This is a genomic window from Streptomyces sp. NPDC034084, assembly GCF_055575535.1.
Map to the genome: position 1 here is coordinate 519613 of NZ_JBVISK010000004.1, position 20163 is coordinate 539775.

A 20163-nucleotide genomic window follows, 5' to 3' on the forward strand; every position below is an offset into this window, starting at 1 on the left:
CCCCTTATGAGCGACGGCATGAATGTCTGTGCGATGCTCGGCGCCGTGGAGACCAGGTCAGTCAGCCCCGTCTTCGTCGGCCGCGCCGGCGAACTCACCGCCCTCACCGAGGCGCTCTCCCGCGCGACCGCGGGAGAGCCCCAGGCCCTCCTCATCGGGGGCGAGGCGGGCGTCGGCAAGACCCGGCTCATCGAGGAGTTCCTCGACACGGCCTGCGAGCAGGGCGCCGTCGTGGCGCTCGGCGGCTGCGTCGAACTCGGCGCCGACGGACTGCCCTTCGCGCCCTTCGCCGCCGCTCTGCGCGCGCTCCGCCGCCGCCTCCCCGACGAACTCGACGCCGCCGCCGACGGCTACGAGGGCGAACTCGCCCGCCTGCTGCCCGAACTCGGCGACCCCGGCGGCCACGAGCCCTCCGACGAGGACTCCACCGCCCGCCTCTTCGAGCTGACCGTACGGCTCCTGGAACGGCTCGCCGCCGACCGTACGATCGTGCTCGTCCTGGAGGACCTGCACTGGTCCGACGCCTCCACCCGGCACCTGCTCACCTACCTCCTGCGCACCCTGCGGCGCGGCCGGCTCGTGGTCGTCGCCAGCTACCGCGCCGACGACATCCACCGCCGCCACCCGCTGCGCCCCCTCCTCGCCGAACTCGACCGGCTCCGCACCATCCGCCGCATCGAACTCGTCCGCTTCACCCGCACCGAGGTGCACCGCCAGCTCACCGGCATCCTCGCCGCCGAACCCGACCCCGGACTCGTCGAAGAGGTCTTCGAACGCTCCGACGGCAACGCCTTCTTCGTCGAGGAGCTCGTCGTCTCCCACGAGGCGGGCTGCGCCGCCGGCCAGCTCAGCGACTCCCTGCGCGACCTCCTGCTCGTGCGGGTCGAGACGCTCCCGGAGGCCGCCCAGGGCGTCGCCAGGATCGTCGCCGAGGGCGGCTCCACCGTCGAGTACGGGCTGCTCGCCGCCGTCGCCCGGCTCTCCGAGGACGAACTCATCGAGGCGCTGCGGGCCGCCGTCGGCGCCAACATCCTCCTCGCCGTCCCCGACGGCGACGGCTACCGCTTCCGCCACTCCCTCGTCCGCGAGGCCGTCAGCGACGACCTCCTGCCCGGCGAGCGCTCCCGCCTCAACCGGCGGTACGCCGAGGCCCTGGAAGCCGACCCCGGACTCGTCCGCCCCCACGAGCGGGCCACCCGGCTCGCCACGTACTGGTACCACGCCCACGCCCCAGAGAAGGCCCTCCCCGCCGTCCTCCAGGCCGCCGTCGAGACCCGCAAGCGCCACGCCTACGCCGAGCAGCTCAGCCTCCTCGAACGGGCCATGGAGCTGTGGGACAAGGTCCCCGCCGAGACCCGCGACTCGCTGCGCCCCATGGACGACGCCGACGCCTACCCCGCCTGCGGCTGCGACCCCGAGACCACCTCGCTGCGCTACCTCGACCTGCTCGCCGAGGCCACCGTCGCCGCCCGGCTCAGCGGGGAACGGGAGCGGGCCACGAAGATCTGCCGCACCGCGCTCCGGCTCCTCGACAGCGACGAGAACGACCCGCTGCGCGCCGCCTGGTTCTGGACGGAGATGGCCCGCCTCCAGTCCAACCTCGGCCGGGGCGACGGCTGGCCGGAGATCGCCCGCGCCCAGGAACTGGTCAAGGGCCTCCCGCCGTCCGCCGTCCACGCCACCGTCCTGGTCGGCGCGGCCGGCTGGGGGATGCTCCGCAACCCCGGACCCGAGGCGCTCGCCGCCGCCGAACGCGCCGTCGAGTACGCCCGGTTCGTCAAGGCCGAACCCATCGAGCTGAACGCCCGCATCACCCTCGGCACCATCATGGTGTCGGCCGGAGACACCGAAGCCGGCCTCGCCGTGATGCACGAGGCACGCGAACGGACCATCGCCCTCGGCCAGTTCCACGAAGCCGCGCGCGCCCATGTCAACCTCTCCTCCTCCATGGAGGCGCTCGGCCGCTCCCGCGAGGCCGTGGAGATCGCCACCGCCGGCATCGAACTGGCCCGCTCCCGCGGCCTCGTCGACAGCGCGGGCTGGATCCGCGCCAACCTCGCGGAGTCCCTCGTCTCGCTCGGCGAGTGGGACCGCGGCAAGGAGGAGGCCGAACTGCTGCTCCGCTCCGGCGCGAGCAGCACCAAGCCGGGCGGCACGGCCCTGCTCCAGCTCGCCCACCTCGCCGTCGGCCGCGGCGAGCCGGCCAGGGCCGCCGAGCACCTCGCCGAGGCCCGTACGCGGTACGGCGCCCGCGACCCGATCCCGCAGTACACCCTGCCCATGGCTCAGGTCGAGATCGCCATCGCCGCCGCCGAGGGCCGCCTCGCGGACGTCCGGGAGCAGCTGGCCACCCTCGCGGAGACCGGCTTCCCGCCCGGCACCCACCGCTACGGCTGGCCGCTCGTCCTCACCGCCGTCACCGCCGAGGCGGACAGCCGGGGCCTGCCCGCCGCCGCCGAGGGCCGCGCCGGGGCGCTCGCCCTCATCCGCCGCTGCGTCCGCGAACTGGCCACCCCGGCCCCGGTCTGGGAGGCCTGCTCCCAGCAGGTGTCGGAGGAGCTCGCCCGCGCCGAGGGCCGCGAGACCGCCGCCCGCTGGGCCGAGGTCGTCGCCGCCTACGAGCCGCTCGAACGCCCGTACCTCCTGGCCCGCGCCCGCCACCGCCTCGCCGACGCCCTGCTCGTCGAGGGCGGCCACCGCGAGGAGGCCACGGCCCTGCTCCGCGAGGCCCACGCCACCGCCGTCCGCCTGGGCGCCCGCCCGCTCCGCGAGGACGTGGAACTCCTCGCCGCCCGCGCCCGCCTCTCCCTCACCCCAGAGAAGCAGGCCCCGGCCCCGGCGGAACCCGGCGAGGACGGCTTCGGCCTGACGCCCAGGGAGCAGGACGTGCTGCGCCGGGTCGCGGCCGGCCGCACCAACCGTCAGATCGCCGAGGAGCTGTTCATCTCACCGAAGACGGCCAGCGTCCACGTCTCCAACATCCTCGCCAAGCTCGGCGTCGCCGGCCGGGGCGAGGCCGCCGCCCTGGCCCACCGCCTGCACCTCCTCGACACCCCGCTCTGACCCGGCCCCGGAAGCCGATTCCGAGCCCCCCGCCCCACCGAGGCCCTCCACTGTGGACTCCTCCACGGTGGAGGCCTCCGCCGGGCGGGGGACCCGTATCGTCACCCGGCCCGAGGACAGGTCCACCGGCCCGCGCGCCGGGTCTGCGTCCCCCGGATCCTCCCTGGTCAGCGCCTCCCTGCGCCGCTCCTCCTCGATGTGCCTGCGCCCCGGCGCGAAGAACTCGTCCAGTCCACCGAACACGGTCACCGCCTCTCTCACCTCACCTCCAGACGGAGGATCCGGTCGTCCCGAGGCCCGGGCGTGCCCCGGGTGTCGGTCTCGCTGGTCACCAGCCAGAGCCGGTCGCCGCCCGCCGCGAGAACCGTGCGAAGGCGTCCGTACCCACCTTCCAGGAACGCCTCGGGGTCCCCGGATCGTTCCGGTCCGGAGAGCGGAACGCGCCACAGCCGCTCACCTCTGAGCCCGGCCATCCAGATCGCGCCCCGCGCGTACGCGATGCCGCTCGGGGAGGCCTCCGAGGTCGGCCACTGGGCCACCGGGTCGACGAATCCGGCCCGCCCGGCCCGCCCCTCGGCCACCGGCCAGCCGTAGTTCCGCCCCGGCCGCACCAGGTTCAGCTCGTCCCAGGTGTTCTGCCCGAACTCGGCCGCCCACAGCCGGCCCTGCGGGTCCCAGGCGAGCCCCTGCACATTGCGGTGACCGTACGAATAGACCACCGAGCCCGGGAACGGATTGCCCGGTGCCGGTCCGCCCTCCGGGGTCATCCGCAGGATCTTCCCGCCCAGCGACGCCCGGTCCTGGGCCAGCCCCGTCCGGCCCGTCTCGCCCGTCCCCGCGTACAGCATGCCGTCCGGCCCGAACGCGATCCGTCCGCCGTTGTGCACGAGCCCCTTCGGGATGCCGGTGAGCACCGGGTCCGGCGGGCCGAGCCGGTCGCCCGCCCCGCCGCCGTACCGCATGCGCACGATGCGGTTGTCCGAGGAAGCCGTCAGATAGGCGTACACCCAGCCGTCCCGGACGGCGAGCCCCAGGAGGCCGCCCTCACCGCCCGGCACCACCCCCGGCACCTCGCCGAGCGGGGTCTTCGCCCCCGTCCGCCCGTCGACCCGGGTGATCGTCCGCTCGTCCCGCGAGGAGACGAGCAGATCCCCGCCGGGCAGCGCCGCGAGCCCCCACGGCGACTTCAGGCCCTCTGCGAGCGTGCCCACCACCGACACCCGCACCCCATGGGATGCGGACGGCGGTGCGGACGCGGAGGAGGCGACCGACGCCGGCGGAGCCGTACCCGGGCGCTCCTCGGTACCTCCCGAGGAGCAGCCGGAGACGAGCATCAGCACGGCGGCGCCCCCCAGGGCCTTCATGACAGGACGGCTCATGGTCCGGTCCCCTTCGACGAGTCGAGCGGCCTGCATCCTTGATACACCGCTCGCCCCGATCAGGTTCCCGCCCGCCGCTCCCGCTTTCGCGAGCCCTTCAGTCCCAGGAACCGCGGGGTGCCGGAAGCGCCGCGATCTCCGCCAGGTCCTCCGCCGTGAGCCGCAGCGCGGCCGCCCCGGCGTTCTCGACCACCCACCGCTCCCGCTTCGCCCCCGGCACGGGCACGACGTGCCGCCCGAGCCCGAGCACCCAGGCGAGCGCCACCTGCGCCGGGGTGACGTCCTCCCCGTGCCGCGCGGCGACCCGGCGCAGCCCCGCCACGATCGGCTGGTTCGCCGCCATCATCTCGGCCGTGAACCGGGGGTGCCGGGCGCGCGGGTCGTCCGGTTCGAAGCCGCCGCCGGGGGTGAGCGTCCCCGTCAGGAAGCCGTTCCCCAGGGGCATCGCCGCCAGGACGCCGACCCCTCGCGCCGCGCACCAGGGCAGCAGGCGCACCAGCGCCTCCCGTGACCAGACCGACAGCTCCGCCTCCACCGCCGCCACCGGGAAGACCTGCTGGACCCGCTCCAGTTGGCGGATCGTCCCCTCATGCAGATCGGCTCCGCGCCGGACCGCCCGCGCGCCCACGGCGCAGAGGCCGAGCGCCCGCACCTTGCCCGCCGAGACCAGTTCGGCCATGGCGCCCCAGGTCTCCTCGACCGGCACCTCCGGGTCCGCGCGGTGCAGCTGGTAGAGGTCGATCACGTCGGTCTGGAGCCGCCGCAGCGAGGCGTCGCAGGCCCGGCGCACGTACCCCGGCCGGCCGTTGGCGACCACGTGCTGGTCGCCGACGAGCAGTCCGCATTTCGTCGAGACGAAGGCCTCGGACCGCCGTTCCTTCAACACCCGGCCCACCAGGAGCTCGTTGGTGAACGGTCCGTACATGTCGGCGGTGTCGAGGAGGCTCACCCCGGCGTCGAGCGCCGCGTGCACGGTCCGCAGCGAGCGGTCCCCCCGCTGTTCCGAACGGCTGTACGCCCAGTTCATCGGCATGCACCCCAGGCCGACGGCACCCACGTCGAGCGCCGTCGCCCCGATAGTCCTGCGCTCCACCTGCCGGTACCCCTCCCTGTGCCGCCCCCAAAGTAACCAATGGCGGCCGGGATTCTTCGCATAGCCTCCTGGTCATGAGATTCGACGACACGACCGCTGACGTGTGGCTTCCGATTCCGGCGGAGGAGATCGACGGGCTCCCCGCGCCGGGCGGGTCGGGCCTGAACTACCGCTTGTGGGACGGCGGTCCGGAGTTCCCCGCCGACCCGGCGCGCTGCGCCTTCTACGTCGTCCCGTACATGAAGGGCTCGGAGATCGCGGTACGGCCACTGGCCGGGATGACCTCCCTGCGGGTGGTGCAGACCCTGTCCGCCGGCATCGACCACGTCACGCCGGGCATCGGTTCGCTGCGGCCGGGGGTCGCCCTCTGCAACGCCAAGGGCGTCCACGAGGCCAGCACCGCCGAGCTCGCCCTCGCCCTGATCCTCGCCTCGCTGCGCGGCATCCCCGGATTCGTGCGCGGCCAGGACGCCGAGGAGTGGCGGGCCGGTTTCTACCCGGCCCTCGCCGACAAGTCCGTCCTGTTCGTCGGCTACGGCTCGATCGGCTCCGCCATCGAGGACCGGCTCGCGCCCTTCGAGTGCGCGCGGGTGGCGCGCGTCGCACGCTCCGCGCGCACCACAGAGCGCGGCCCGGTGCACGCCCTGACGGACCTGCCCGCGCTGCTGCCGGAGGCGGACGTGGTCGTGCTCTCCACTCCGCTCACGCCCGCGACCACGCGTCTCGCCGACGCCGGGTTCCTGGCACGGATGAAGGACGGGGCGCTGCTCGTGAACGTCGCCCGCGGCCCGGTCGTCGACACGACCGCGCTGCTCAAGGAGGTCGAGAGCGGCAGGATCACGGCGGCGCTCGACGTCACCGACCCGGAACCGCTTCCGGCCGGGCACCCGTTGTGGCACGCTCCCGGTGTCCTGATCAGTCCCCATGTGGGAGGTTCCACTTCGGCCTTCATGCCGAGGGCGAAGCGGCTGATCGCGGGACAGCTGCGGCGGTTCGCGGCGGGCGAGGAACTGGCCAACGTCCTGCTCACGACCGGCTGACCGGGGGCATGTCGGGCCGGGCGGGCGGCGCGCGCCCCGACACGCGCCGCGTACAAGCCCCCTGTCCGTCACGGAGAGTACTGCGACCCTGTCCCTGTGTGACGGTCCTGGTGTATCGTCCGGTGGCGGGGGCTGCGTCGAGTACGAGCTGACGCCGGGGAGTGAAGTGACGGGTCATCAGGTTCCGAGGGGGGCGACGGGTGAAACACGGCCGGAGGACCGACGATCCGACGCGGCGACGCCGCCGTCGGCAGGCCTTCCATGCCTCACCGCCGGCCTGGCGCGCTCGGTGCCGGATCAGGCGGCGCCCCACCTGGCGCCACGCGCCGCCACGGCGCCGGACACCGGACCCCACGCGCACGAACGCGACGCCCACGACCGCGACGGGCACCCCGGGGGTGCCGACGAGCCGGCGGCGCGGCCGCACGACGCGGCCGGGTGCGGCGGCGCGGCACCGGAGGATCCGGTGAGCGCGCCCGGGGCGGTCATGACGCGCCGCCCCGTCGGCGGCGGCGGCTCCGGCCACCCGGGCCCGCGGCGCACCTGCCTCGGCGGGGCCCGCGCCCAGATCGCCCTCGGGCTCGTCTGCGCGGGGTACACCACCGGCGCCTCCCTCGGCTGGGGCTCCCCCCGACTGGCACTCTTCATGGGCGACTTCGGGCTCAGTGCCGCCGCGTTCACCGCCGCCGTCTCCTGCTTCCTCTACGGCCGCGGCCGCCGTGGCAGCGCCCGCCCGGCCTGGCTGCTCTTCGCCTTCTCCTCCTTCATGGCCGCCGCGGGGAACGCCGTGTGGGGCTGGTACGAGGTCGTGCTCCGCACCGAGGTGCCCGACTCCTCCGTCGCCGATCTCTTCTTCCTGCTCTTCGCGCCGCCCGCCATCGTGGGTCTCCTCGTCCTCGCGAAGAAGCCCGCCAACCGGGCCGGCTGGGTCTGCCTGGGGCTCGACGCCTGGCTCATCGGGGGCTCCCTGCTCACGCTCTCCTGGAGCCTCGCCCTCGCCCGCACCGCGCACTTCGAGGGCGAGTCCGTCGCCCAGGCCGCGCTGGCGCTCGCGTACCCACTGCTCGACATCGTGCTCGTCAGCATGGTCCTCGTCCTGCACTTCCGGCGCTCACAGGCGAACCGCTCGGCGACGAACACCGCGATCGCCGCACTCGCCCTGACCGTGCTGTGTGACGCCCTCTTCACCTCGCCGCTGCTCCGCGAGAACTACGCCTCCGGCCAGCTGCTCGACGCCGGCTGGTTCGCCGGCTCGCTGCTGCTCGCCTACGCGCCCTGGGGCGTGCGCCGGCAACCGGACGGCGCGGCCGCCCCGCGCGGCCCGTGGCTCCACAGCCGCCCGGTCGCCGGCTCGCTCGCCGCCCTCACCCCGTACCTCGCCGCGGCGGTCTGCACCCTCGGCATCCTGTACAACGTCGTCGAGGGGCGCCGGGTCGACCGCGTCGTCGTCCTCACCGGCTGCACGGTGGTGCTCGCCCTCGTCGTACGGCAGGGCATCATGCTCCTCGACAACATGGCCCTCACCCACGAGCTGGCCCAGAAGGAGAACCACTTCCGGTCACTGGTGCAGGGCTCCAGCGACGTCATCATGATCGCCGCGCCCACCGGGATACTCCGCTACGTCAGCCCGGCCGCCTCCGGCGTGTACGGACGGGACGCCGACGACCTCATCGGCTCCGAGCTCGCCTCCCTCATCCACCCCGAGGACCTCGGCGCCGTCGTCCACGAGGTACGTCGCTTCCTGGCCGCCTCGCCCGCCGAGGAGCCCACCACCCGGATCGAGTGCCGCTTCCGCTCCGGCCGCGGCGACTGGCTCAACGTCGAGTCGACCGTCAACCGGCACCAGGGCGGCCTGATCTTCAACAGCCGGGACGTCACCGAGCGCGTCCGCCTCCAGGCCCAGCTGCAGCACAACGCCGAGCACGACCCGCTCACCGACCTGCCCAACCGGTCCCTCTTCACCCGGCGGGTCCGGCAGGCGCTCAGCGGCCGCCGCGCCTCCGACGCCGGCACCGCCGTGCTCTTCATCGACCTCGACGGCTTCAAGGGGGTCAACGACCGCCTCGGCCACCAGGCGGGCGACGACCTCCTCGTCCAGGCCGCCCGCCGCCTCCACGACTCCGTACGGGCCGGGGACACCGCCGCCCGGCTCGGCGGCGACGAGTTCGCCGCCCTCATCCTCGGCGACGGCCTCCGGGACCAGACCGCCCGCCGGAACCAGGTCCAGGAGATCGCCGACCGGCTCCGGCTCACGCTCTCCCAGCCCTACCGCGTGGACGGCGGCAACGAGGTGCGGGTCGCCGCCTCCATCGGCGTCGCCTTCGCCGAGCCCGGCATCGAGGCCGGCGACCTGCTGCGCAACGCCGACCTGGCCATGTACCGGGCCAAGGCCGCCGGCAAGGACCGCGTCGAGCTCTACGCCCCGCAGATGCAGGCCGAGGTGGTCCGCCGGAGCGAGCTGGCCGCCCGGCTGCGCACCGCCCTGCACGACGGCGAGTTCGCCCTGCTCCACCAGCCGGTCGTCGACCTCGCCACCGGCCGGATCTCCGCCGTCAGCGCCCAGGCGCGCTGGCGCTCCAGCCAGGGCATCCTCTTCACCCCCGCCGAGTACCTCCGCGTCACCGACGACGGCGAGCGCACCGCCGAGCTCGGCCGCTGGCTCCTCGAGGAGGCCGTCGAGCAGGCCGCCGAGCGGGCGGGAATCGGCCACCGTACGCCCGTGTCCATCCGGCTCTCCTCCCGGCGCCTCCTGGACCGCTCCCTGCCGCTCGGCTCGGTCGAGTCGCTCCTCACCCGGCACGGGCTGCCGTCCGGCTCGCTGATCGTCGAGCTCGCCGACAGCGACCCCCGGATCTCGCTCGACGAGCTCGAACAGCGCCTGGTCAGCCTGCGGCGGCTCGGGGTGCGGATCGCGCTCGACGGGTTCGGCAGCGGACACGTCGCGCTCAACGCCCTGCGCAGGCTCCCCGTGGACATACTGAAGCTGGACCGGGGGCTGGTCGAAGGTGTGGTCGAGTCCGCGCGGCTCCGCAAGATCACCCGGGGGGTGCTGCGCATCGCCGGCGAGCTCGGCATGGAGACCGTCGCCGAGGGCGTCGACGTCCCGGAGCAGGTCGTCGCCCTGCGCGCGATGGGCTGCACCCACGCCCAGGGCATGGCCTTCTCGGGCCCGCTCGACGAGTACCGCCTGCGCAGGGCGCTCGTACGGGACGAGTACCCGCTGCCCGGGGCGGTCCCCGTCCATGTCGGAAACCGTCCCCCGATTCGCCCAAATGCTGAGACGCCTGTCCCACCCACTTGACAGTGATGAGGCCGGAGAGGGAGGGTCAGTGCCATGCGCACCCGAATTCTCGTACTTGGAAAGCGCGTCGGCTGAAGCAGGACCCGGTAGGTCCCGCTGAGAACGCACCCGACGCGCTCCCCTCGCTTGCCTCACGGCACGAGGGGTTTTTTGTTGCACCGGCTCACCCCGAAAACGCAGCAAACCCCCGCAAAACACCTCGCAAAAACCCTCTGCCTCGAGAAGAGATGCTGATGACCGAGCAGGCCACCGGGCACCATCCGCAGCCGCGGCCCCGTAACGGCGCGCAGCCCGCCACCACCGTCGAGCACGTCACGGGTGCCCAGTCCCTCATCCGTTCTCTCGAGGAAGTGGGCGCCGACACCGTCTTCGGCATCCCCGGCGGCGCGATCCTGCCGGCCTACGACCCGATGATGGACTCGCAGCGGGTGCGTCACATCCTCGTCCGGCACGAGCAGGGGGCGGGCCACGCCGCCACCGGTTACGCCCAGGCCACGGGCAAGGTCGGCGTCTGCATGGCCACCTCGGGCCCGGGCGCGACCAACCTGGTCACCCCGATCGCCGACGCGCACATGGACTCGGTGCCGCTCGTCGCGATCACCGGCCAGGTCGCCTCGAAGGCGATCGGCACGGACGCCTTCCAGGAGGCGGACATCTGCGGCATCACGATGCCGATCACCAAGCACAACTTCCTCGTCACCAAGGCCGAGGACATCCCGCGGACGATCGCCGAGGCCTTCCACATCGCCTCCACCGGCCGCCCGGGCCCGGTCCTTGTCGACATCGCCAAGGACGCCCTCCAGGCGAAGACCACCTTCAGCTGGCCGCCGCAGACCGACCTGCCCGGCTACCGCCCGGTGACCAAGCCGCACGCCAAGCAGATCCGCGAGGCCGCCAAGCTGATCAGCGCCGCCAAGCGGCCCGTGCTCTACGTCGGCGGCGGCGTCATCAAGGCCGGCGCCACCGCCGAGCTGAAGATCCTCGCCGAGCTCACCGGCGCCCCGGTCACCACCACCCTGATGGCGCTCGGCGCCTTCCCCGACAGCCACCCGCTGCACGTCGGCATGCCGGGCATGCACGGCGCGGTCACCGCCGTCACCGCGCTGCAGAAGGCCGACCTGATCGTCGCCCTCGGCGCCCGCTTCGACGACCGCGTCACCGGCAAGCTCGACAGCTTCGCCCCGTACGCCAAGATCGTCCACGCGGACATCGACCCGGCCGAGATCGGCAAGAACCGCGCCGCCGACGTCCCGATCGTCGGTGACGCCCGCGAGGTCATCGCCGACCTGGTCCAGGCCGTCCAGGCCGAGCACAGCGAGGGCAACAAGGGCGACTACACCGCCTGGTGGAGCGACCTGAGCCGCTGGCGCGAGACCTACCCGCTCGGCTACGACCTGCCGGAGGACGGCAGCCTCTCGCCGCAGCAGGTCATCCAGCGCATCGGCCGGCTCGCCCCCGAGGGCACGATCTTCGCCGCGGGCGTCGGCCAGCACCAGATGTGGGCCGCCCACTTCATCGACTACGAGCAGCCGGCCACCTGGCTGAACTCCGGCGGCGCCGGGACGATGGGCTACGCGGTCCCCGCCGCGATGGGCGCCAAGGCCGGCATGCCGGACCGCCCGGTCTGGGCGATCGACGGCGACGGCTGCTTCCAGATGACCAATCAGGAGCTCACCACCTGCGCCCTCAACAACATCCCGATCAAGGTCGCCATCATCAACAACGGCGCCCTCGGCATGGTCCGTCAGTGGCAGACGCTCTTCTACAACCAGCGCTACTCGAACACCGTCCTGCACTCCGGCCCGGACGACGTCCAGGCGAACAAGGGCACCCGCGTCCCCGACTTCGTCAAGCTCTCCGAGGCCATGGGCTGTGTCGCCCTGCGCTGTGAGGACCCGGCCGACCTGGACAAGGTCATCGCCGAGGCCAACGCCATCAACGACCGCCCGGTCGTGATCGACTTCATCGTCCACGAGGACGCCCAGGTCTGGCCGATGGTCGCCGCGGGAACCTCCAACGACGAGGTCATGGCCGCGCGGGGCGTCCGCCCCGACTTCGGCGACGGCGAAGACGACTGAGCGCGCAGAGCGAAAAGGAAGAGACCCAGACATGTCCACCAAGCACACGCTCTCCGTTCTCGTCGAGAACACGCCCGGCATCCTCGCCCGGATCGCCGCGCTCTTCTCGCGCCGCGGCTTCAACATCGACTCGCTCGCCGTGGGCGTCACCGAGCACCCCGACATCTCCCGCATCACCATCGTGGTCAATGTCGAGGACCTGCCCCTGGAGCAGGTGACCAAGCAGCTCAACAAGCTGGTCAACGTCCTGAAGATCGTCGAACTCGAGCCCAGCGCTGCGATCCAGCGCGAGCTCGTCCTGGTGAAGGTCCGCGCCGACAACGAGACCCGCTCCCAGATCGTCGAGATCGTGCAGCTGTTCCGCGCCAAGACCGTGGACGTCTCGCCCGAGGCGGTCACCATCGAGGCCACCGGTTCGAGTGACAAGCTGGACGCCATGCTCAAGATGCTGGAGCAGTTCGGCGTCAAGGAGCTCGTTCAGTCCGGCACGATCGCCATAGGGCGTGGCGCCCGGTCCATCACGGACCGGTCCCTGCGGGCCCTCGACCGCAGCGCCTGAGAGTCATCGGAGGCCGACCGCCGGTCCACCCGGCGGTCCGACTGACGAGACCCGAAAACCTTCCTCCCGCTCCCCGCCGTACGGTGGGACGCAACACCAGCACCTCAAGGAGATACCCAGTGGCCGAGCTGTTCTACGACGACGACGCCGACCTGTCCATCATCCAGGGCCGCAAGGTCGCGGTGATCGGTTACGGCAGCCAGGGCCACGCCCACGCGCTGTCGCTCCGTGACTCCGGTGTCGACGTCCGCGTCGGTCTGCAGGAGGGCTCGAAGTCCAAGGCCAAGGCCGAGGAGCAGGGCCTGCGGGTCGTCTCCGTCGCCCAGGCGGCGGAAGAGGCCGACCTCATCATGATCCTGACGCCGGACCCGATCCAGGCCCAGGTCTACGAGGAGTCCATCAAGGACAACCTGAAGGAGGGCGACGCGCTCTTCTTCGGTCACGGCCTGAACGTCCGTTACGGCTTCATCAAGGTGCCCGAGGGCATCGACGTCGCCCTGGTCGCCCCGAAGGGCCCGGGCCACCTGGTCCGCCGTCAGTACGAGGAGGGCCGCGGCGTTCCGTGCATCGCGGCCGTCGAGCAGGACGCGACGGGCAACGCCTTCGCGCTGGCGCTCTCGTACGCCAAGGGCATCGGCGGCACCCGCGCCGGCGTCATCAAGACGACCTTCACCGAGGAGACCGAGACCGACCTGTTCGGCGAGCAGGCCGTCCTCTGCGGTGGCACCGCGGCTCTGGTCAAGGCGGGCTTCGAGACCCTGACCGAGGCCGGCTACCAGCCGGAGATCGCGTACTTCGAGTGCCTGCACGAGCTGAAGCTCATCGTCGACCTCATGTACGAGGGCGGCCTGGAGAAGATGCGCTGGTCGGTCTCCGAGACCGCCGAGTGGGGCGACTACGTCACCGGCCCGCGGATCATCACCGAGGCCACCAAGGCCGAGATGAAGAAGGTCCTCGCGGAGATCCAGGACGGCACCTTCGCCAAGGAGTGGATGGCCGAGTACCACGGCGGCCTGAAGAAGTACAACGAGTACAAGACCCAGGACGCCAACCACCTCCTGGAGACCACCGGCAAGGAGCTGCGCAAGCTCATGAGCTGGGTGAACGACGAAGAGGCGTAAGCCTCCAGGGCGGGGGCCGGACAGCGCGTCCGGCCCCTCGCCGCATCGTTGGACACGCCGTCCAACCACGGACGGGTGATCCTTCCAACGAGGCGCATGAACGGCGCCGGTGCACCACTACACTTCTCAACAACATACGCGTCAGGCCCACAGCGTCGTGCGCTTTCACGCGGCAAGCCCCCTCCACCGCCTGCGGCCGTCGGGACGGCCGTCCGCACTGGACCTGTGAGGACTCACGTGAGCTCGAAACCTGTCGTACTCATCGCTGAAGAGCTGTCGCCCGCCACCGTCGACGCCCTGGGCCCGGACTTCGAGATCCGGCACTGCAACGGTGCCGACCGGGCCGAGCTGATCCCCGCCATCGCCGATGTGGACGCGATCCTGGTCCGCTCCGCGACCAAGGTCGACGCCGAGGCCATCGCCGCCGCCGGGAAGCTGCGGGTCGTCGCCCGTGCCGGTGTCGGCCTGGACAACGTCGACGTCTCCGCCGCCACCAAGGCCGGCGTGATGGTCGTGAACGCCCCGACGTCGAACATCGTGACGGCGGCCGAGCTCGCGTGCGGTCTGCTCGTCGCCACGGCGCGCAACATCCCCCAGGCCAACACCGCGCTGAAGAACGGCGAGTGGAAGCGCTCGAAGTACACGGGCGTCGAGCTGAGCGAGAAGACCCTCGGCGTCGTCGGCCTCGGCCGCATCGGCGTCCTGGTCGCCCAGCGCATGTCCGCCTTCGGCATGAAGATCGTCGCGTACGACCCCTACGTGCAGCCCGCCCGCGCCGCCCAGATGGGCGTGAAGCTGCTCGCCCTGGACGAGCTGCTCGAGGTCGCCGACTTCATCACCGTCCACCTGCCGAAGACCCCGGAGACCCTCGGTCTCATCGGCGACGAGGCGCTGCACAAGGTCAAGCCCTCCGTCCGCATCGTCAACGCCGCGCGCGGCGGGATCGTGGACGAGGCGGCGCTCTACTCGGCGCTCAAGGAGGGCCGGGTCGCCGGCGCGGGCCTCGACGTGTACGCCAAGGAGCCCTGCACGGACTCCCCGCTCTTCGAGCTCGACCAGGTCGTCTGCACCCCGCACCTCGGCGCCTCCACGGACGAGGCCCAGGAGAAGGCCGGCATCGCCGTCGCCCGCTCGGTGCGCCTGGCGCTCGCCGGTGAGCTCGTGCCGGACGCGGTCAACGTCCAGGGCGGTGTCATCGCCGAGGACGTCAAGCCGGGTCTGCCGCTCGCCGAGAAGCTCGGCCGGATCTTCACCGCCCTCGCGGGCGAGGTCGCGGCCCGTCTCGACGTCGAGGTGTACGGCGAGATCACCCAGCACGACGTGAAGGTGCTCGAACTCTCCGCGCTCAAGGGCGTGTTCGAGGACGTGGTCGACGAGACCGTGTCGTACGTCAACGCGCCGCTGTTCGCGCAGGAGCGCGGTGTCGAGGTGCGCCTGACGACGAGCTCCGAGTCGCCCGACCACCGCAACGTGGTGACCGTGCGCGGCACGCTGGCGAACGGCGAGGAGGTCGCGGTCTCCGGCACGCTGGCCGGCCCCAAGCACCTCCAGAAGATCGTCGCCGTCGGCGACTACGACGTGGACGTGGCCCTCGCCGACCACATGGTCGTGCTGCGCTACGAGGACCGCCCGGGTGTCGTCGGCACGGTGGGCCGGATCCTCGGCGAGGCCGGTCTGAACATCGCGGGCATGCAGGTGGCGCGCGCGGAGGAGGGCGGCGAGGCGCTCGTCGTCCTCACCGTGGACGACACCGTCCCGGCCACGGTGCTCGCGGAGATCTCGGCCGAGATCGGCGCCGCCTCGGCCCGCTCGGTCAACCTGATCTGACGCTCCCGGCGCCTCCGTACCCGGTTGCTAGACGCTCGTCTTACACAAGCGTCTAGCGGCCGGGTACAGTGCTGTCATGGGACACAAGGAAGACCTGCTCGAAGGCGCCAAGCGCTGCCTCCTGGAGAAGGGGTACGGGCGCACCACGGCGCGCGACATCGTCGCCGCCTCGGGCACCAACCTCGCCTCCATCGGCTACCACTACGGCTCCAAGGACGCCCTGCTCCAGCAGGCCTTCCTTGCTCTGACCGAGGAGTGGGGCGAGCAGGCCGGGGCGGCGGGCACGGCGGCGCTGCCGGCCGACCCGTACGAGCGGTTCCACGCCGTCTGGGAACAGGTCATCGCCGCCGCCGGAGCGAGCCGGGCGGTCTGGAAGCTCCAGACCGAGATCGTCACCCGGCTCGACGACGACGAGAAGCTGCGCGACGCCATCAAGGAGCCGCAGCGGGAGGGCCGCCTCGGGATGGCCGAGGGCTTCCTCGGCATCGACCCGGAGGCCGATCCGGAGAAGGCCCGGGTGGCGGGTCTGCTCTGCCAGGCCCTGGCGACCGGCGTCATGATCCAGTGGATGGTCGACCCGGAGACCGCCCCGAGCGCCGACGATCTCACCGCGGGTCTCCGGGTGCTGATGGGGGATCAGTAGCGGTCGGCGGGGCGGTCGTTCAGAGCCGGGCCGACTTGAGGGACATGTGGAGCAGCAGGCGGTCCTCGCCGTCGTCCAGGTCCAGGCCCGTGAGCTGCTCGACCCGCGACAGCCGGTAGTACAGGGTCTGGCGGTGGATGCCCAGGGCCGCCGCCGTGCGGCCCGCCTGGCCCGCGTTGTCGAGGAACGCCTCGGCGGTGCGGGCCAGTTCGGCGTGGGCGGGGGCGAGCAGCGGTGCGACGACGGGGTCGATCTCGGGGTGGTAGAGCGCCGCGAGCAGGCGGTACGGGCCGATCCCGGCCCACTCCGCGACGGGGCCGAGCGCCGGCTGCGCCGTGGCCGCACGGGCCGCCGTGTTGGCCTCGCGCCAGGCCGCCGGGAGCTCCGCGAGGCCCCGGCGGGCGGTCGCGATGCCGGCCGGGGCGGTGGCGCGCAGCCGCTCGGCGGCCGTGTGGGCGGGGGAGAGGTCCTCGGCCGTCCGCAGCCGTACGAGGACGGCGAGGCACTCGCCCTCGGGGAGGGTGGTGACGGCCGCCGCGCCGGGGACCGCCCGGACCGAAGGGGCCTCGCCGTGCCAGGGCGTCACGCAGACGACGGTGTGCAGGCCGTCCGCGCTGGGCCCCAGGGCCGCCCGGAGCGCCGCGACGGCCATGTCGCTCTGCCAGCCGCGCCCGGCCGTGAGGACCGCGGCGAACTCGCGCGAGAGGTCGGCGTCCGCGCGCTCCTCGTCGGCGAGGAGGCCGCCGATCCGGGTGGCGACCTCCATCGCGGCCGTGAGCTGCGCGGGCGCGGGGCCGGGCTCGGCGTCGAGCAGCCAGACGTACCCGAGGACGACGCCCCGATGGCGTACGGGAAGGCAGAGGCGGTCCCGGAACACGCCGGCGTCCGGGGCGGCCGGGATGCGGACCGGGCCCGTCGCCCGGGTGATGCCGAAGCCCTCGAACCAGGCGCGGACCGCCGGGGTCGACTTCCGGGTCAGGATCGACCGCGTCCGGACCGGGTCCATCGCCGTGTCGTCGTCGCTGTCGTGGGCGCCGAAGGCGATCAGGCCGAAATCGCGGTTCTCCAGGGTCGCCGGGGCGCCGAGCAGCGCGGAGATCTCGTCCACCAGTTCTTGGTAATCGCCCTTCACGGGGCCATTCTCGCACCCTCTCAGACATTTGTATGAGCCTGCGCACACGGATGCGTGACAGCTGTAGATGGCGGACGATCGGAGCGATCCTTAGGTTTCACGGTGGTTCTTCGTGCTGTTCCCGGTTTCTTTCGAATGAGCGGGTACGGCATCCTTCGTCACCTGTCCTTCTGGAGGTCCCCGTGCTGGGTCCCGTGATCCTCGCCGCGTCGCGCAGCGACAAGATGCGCCGTCTCGTGTCGGCCGCCCCCGGGACCAAGCAGGTCGTCGCCCGCTTCATCGCCGGTGAGACGGTCGACGACGTCGTCCCGATCGTCTCCGAGCTGAGCGACCGCGGCCTGGAGGTCACCCTCGACGTCGTCGGTGAGGACATCACCACCGTCGAGCAGTCGTACGCCGCCCGGGACGCCTACCTAGAGCTCATCGGCCGCCTCAAGGAGCTGGGCCTCGGCGAGCGCGCCGAGATGTCCGTGAAGCTGTCGATGTTCGGCCAGTCCCTGGAGGACGGGCACGAGCTGGCCCTCGCCAACGTCCGCCCGGTCGTCGCGGCCGCCGCCGAGATCGGCACCACCGTCACCCTGGACGCCGAGGACCACACGACCCTCGACTCGATGTTCGCCATCCACGAGGAGCTGCGGAAGGACTTCCCGCAGACCGGCTGCGTCATCCAGGCCTACCTCTTCCGCACCGAGGGCGACGCCCGACGCCTCGCCGCGAACGGCTCCCGCGTCCGGATCGTGAAGGGCGCCTACAAGGAGCCCGCCTCCGTCGCCCTCCAGGACAAGCCCGAGATCGACAAGGCGTACGTCCGGATCATGAAGATCCTGATGGACGGTGAGGGCTACCCGATGATCGGCTCGCACGACCCGCGCCTGATCTCCATCGGCCAGGAGCTGGCCCGCCGCGCCGGGCGCAAGCTGGACGAGTACGAGTTCCAGATGCTGTACGGCATCCGCAGCGAGGAGCAGAACCGGCTCTCCGCCGAGGGGCACCGGATGCGCGTCTACACCGCGTACGGCACCGACTGGTACGGCTACTTCATGCGCCGCCTCGCGGAGAAGCCGGCCAACCTCCTCTTCTTCGTCCGCTCCATCCTCACCAAGGGCTGAGCCCACCTCTCACAAGGAGTTACGAGACTCATGGACGCTGTCACCCAGGTCCCCGCTCCGGTCAACGAGCCGGTGCACAGCTACGCCCCCGGTTCCCCGGAGCGCCTCCGCCTCGAGACCAAGCTCAAGGAGCTGGCGGAGAACCCGCGCGAGCTGCCGATGACCATCGGCGGCGTGAAGCGCCTCGGCGGCGGCGAGGAGTTCAAGGTCGTCCAGCCGCACAACCACAAGGCCGTCATCGGCACCTTCCGCGGCGCCACCGAGCAGGACGCCCAGGACGCCATCGACGCCGCCCTCGCCGCGGCCCCCGCCTGGCGCGCGATGTCCTTCGACGACCGCGCCGCGATCATCCTGCGCGCCGCCGAGCTGCTCGCCGGCCCGTGGCGCGAGACGCTGGCCGCGTCCACCATGCTCGGCCAGTCGAAGACCGCCCAGCAGGCCGAGATCGACACCCCGTGCGAGCTCGTCGACTTCTGGCGCTTCAACGTGGCGTACGCCCGCCAGATCCTCGCCGAGCAGCCGCCGGCGAACTCCCCGGGTGTGTGGAACCGTCTGGACCACCGCCCGCTGGAGGGCTTCGTCTACGCGATCACCCCGTTCAACTTCACGGCCATCGCGGGCAACCTGCCCACCGCCCCCGCTCTCATGGGCAACGTGGTGGTCTGGAAGCCGTCCCCGACGCAGACCCACTCCGCCGTGCTCCTCATGGAGCTCCTGGAGGAGGCCGGCCTGCCGAAGGGCGTCATCAACCTGGTGACCGGCGACGGCATCGCCGTCTCCGAGGTGGCCCTGAACCACCGCGACCTGGCCGGCATCCACTTCACCGGCTCGACCAAGACCTTCCAGCACCTGTGGAAGACGGTCGGCAACAACATCGAGAAGTACCGCTCGTACCCGCGGATCGTCGGCGAGACCGGCGGCAAGGACTTCGTCGTCGCCCACCCGAGCGCCGACCGCGCGATCCTGAAGACCGCCCTGACCCGCGGCTCCTTCGAGTTCCAGGGCCAGAAGTGCTCCGCGTCCTCCCGCGCCTACATCCCGGCGTCGATCTGGAACGACGGCTTCAAGGAGGAGTTCGCGGCCGAGGTCGACGGCATCACCATGGGTGACGTCACCGACCTGTCGAACTTCATCGGCGCCGTCATCGACGAGCGCTCCTTCGCCAAGAACAAGGCGGCGATCGACCGTGCCGCGGCCGACCCGAGCTGCACGATCATCGCCGGCGGCACGTACGACGACTCGGTGGGCTACTTCGTCCGCCCGACCGTCATCGTCTGCGACGACCCGGAGAACGAGGTCTTCACGACCGAGTACTTCGGCCCGATCCTCGCCGTCCACGTGTACGAGGACGAGAAGTACGACGAGATGCTGACCCAGATGGAGTCGGTCTCGGACTACGCCCTCACCGGCTCGGTCATCTCCGGCGACCGCGCGGCCGCCGCGTACACGATGGAGAAGCTCCGCTTCGCCGCGGGCAACTTCTACATCAACGACAAGTCGACCGGCGCCGTCGTCGGCCAGCAGCCCTTCGGCGGCGGCCGCGCCTCCGGCACCAACGACAAGGCCGGCGCCCCGCAGAACCTGATGCGCTGGACGCTGACCCGCGCCATCAAGGAGACGCTGGTCCCGCCGACCGAGTACGGCTACCCGCACATGGGCTGACCTGCCCGTAGCTCCCCCTGATCACCGCCCCCCTCCTCGGTCCCCCAACCGAGGACGGGGGCGGTTCTCATTCCCCCTTCCCCACACGCCGGGCCAGGAAGGAGCCACGAGCGATTCACGGGGTGCCGTCAACCTGTCAATGCCTGGTGAGGGGTT

Annotated in this window: 14 protein-coding genes; 10 read left to right on the forward strand and 4 right to left on the reverse strand. The window is 72.1% G+C overall.

The genetic code is table 11. The features are described 5' to 3' along the window. The first annotated feature begins 6 nt into the window (after positions 1-6). Positions 7-3063, forward strand: a complete 3057-nt coding sequence (locus tag ACZ51I_RS17490) for a helix-turn-helix transcriptional regulator (protein WP_468876502.1) — start codon at positions 7-9, stop codon at positions 3061-3063. Here the strand turns inward: ACZ51I_RS17490 and ACZ51I_RS17495 are convergent. From ACZ51I_RS17495 to ACZ51I_RS17505, 3 genes are all read right to left on the reverse strand, one after another. Beyond that, positions 2947-3324 (reverse strand): DUF6191 domain-containing protein, encoded by a 378-nt coding sequence (locus tag ACZ51I_RS17495; RefSeq protein WP_468876503.1) that lies wholly within the window; start codon positions 3322-3324, stop codon positions 2947-2949. The two genes, ACZ51I_RS17490 and ACZ51I_RS17495, sit on opposite strands and share 117 nt — an antisense overlap. Further along, on the reverse strand, positions 3321-4442 hold the full coding sequence (locus tag ACZ51I_RS17500; protein ID WP_468876505.1) for a PQQ-dependent sugar dehydrogenase: 1122 nt from the start codon (positions 4440-4442) through the stop codon (positions 3321-3323). Before ACZ51I_RS17500 ends, ACZ51I_RS17495 begins: the two co-directional genes overlap by 4 nt. Positions 4443-4539: 97 nt before the next feature. Then, positions 4540-5535 (reverse strand): aldo/keto reductase, encoded by a 996-nt coding sequence (locus tag ACZ51I_RS17505; RefSeq protein WP_468876507.1) that lies wholly within the window; start codon positions 5533-5535, stop codon positions 4540-4542. A gap of 74 nt (positions 5536-5609) precedes the next feature. On the opposite strand from ACZ51I_RS17505, the gene ACZ51I_RS17510 reads away from it, so the two are divergent. From ACZ51I_RS17510 to ACZ51I_RS17540, 7 genes are all read left to right on the forward strand, one after another. Then, entirely contained in the window at positions 5610-6575 is a 966-nt protein-coding gene (locus ACZ51I_RS17510) for a 2-hydroxyacid dehydrogenase (protein WP_468876509.1), read from the forward strand. Positions 6576-7041: 466 nt separating this feature from the next. Next, positions 7042-9876 (forward strand): putative bifunctional diguanylate cyclase/phosphodiesterase, encoded by a 2835-nt coding sequence (locus tag ACZ51I_RS17515; RefSeq protein WP_468876857.1) that lies wholly within the window; start codon positions 7042-7044, stop codon positions 9874-9876. A 227-nt stretch (positions 9877-10103) separates the two neighbouring features. Then, positions 10104-11954, forward strand: coding sequence for an acetolactate synthase large subunit (locus ACZ51I_RS17520; protein WP_468876511.1), 1851 nt, complete (start codon positions 10104-10106; stop codon positions 11952-11954). 31 nt (positions 11955-11985) lie between these two features. Next, complete coding sequence (ilvN, locus tag ACZ51I_RS17525) at positions 11986-12513, forward strand: acetolactate synthase small subunit (protein ID WP_030222540.1); 528 nt, start codon at positions 11986-11988, stop codon at positions 12511-12513. A 119-nt stretch (positions 12514-12632) separates the two neighbouring features. Continuing rightward, the gene (gene ilvC, locus ACZ51I_RS17530; RefSeq protein ID WP_468876513.1) at positions 12633-13634 is read left to right on the forward strand and encodes a ketol-acid reductoisomerase; all 1002 of its coding nucleotides are present in this window, start codon (positions 12633-12635) and stop codon (positions 13632-13634) included. A 237-nt stretch (positions 13635-13871) separates the two neighbouring features. Next, positions 13872-15461: a phosphoglycerate dehydrogenase gene (gene serA / locus ACZ51I_RS17535; protein ID WP_468876515.1), complete on the forward strand. Its 1590-nt coding sequence runs from the start codon at positions 13872-13874 to the stop codon at positions 15459-15461. 76 nt (positions 15462-15537) lie between these two features. Further along, positions 15538-16104 (forward strand): TetR/AcrR family transcriptional regulator, encoded by a 567-nt coding sequence (locus tag ACZ51I_RS17540; protein WP_468876517.1) that lies wholly within the window; start codon positions 15538-15540, stop codon positions 16102-16104. 19 nt (positions 16105-16123) lie between these two features. Here the strand turns inward: ACZ51I_RS17540 and ACZ51I_RS17545 are convergent, their stop codons facing one another. Then, the gene (locus ACZ51I_RS17545) at positions 16124-17236 is read right to left on the reverse strand and encodes a PucR family transcriptional regulator (protein WP_468876519.1); all 1113 of its coding nucleotides are present in this window, start codon (positions 17234-17236) and stop codon (positions 16124-16126) included. Positions 17237-17418: 182 nt separating this feature from the next. On the opposite strand from ACZ51I_RS17545, the gene ACZ51I_RS17550 reads away from it, so the two are divergent. Both ACZ51I_RS17550 and pruA read left to right on the forward strand, forming a co-directional pair. Next, positions 17419-18345: a proline dehydrogenase family protein gene (locus ACZ51I_RS17550; protein WP_468876521.1), complete on the forward strand. Its 927-nt coding sequence runs from the start codon at positions 17419-17421 to the stop codon at positions 18343-18345. 30 nt (positions 18346-18375) lie between these two features. Further along, on the forward strand, positions 18376-20007 hold the full coding sequence (pruA, locus tag ACZ51I_RS17555; RefSeq protein WP_468876523.1) for an L-glutamate gamma-semialdehyde dehydrogenase: 1632 nt from the start codon (positions 18376-18378) through the stop codon (positions 20005-20007). The last annotated feature ends 156 nt before the right edge of the window (positions 20008-20163 follow it).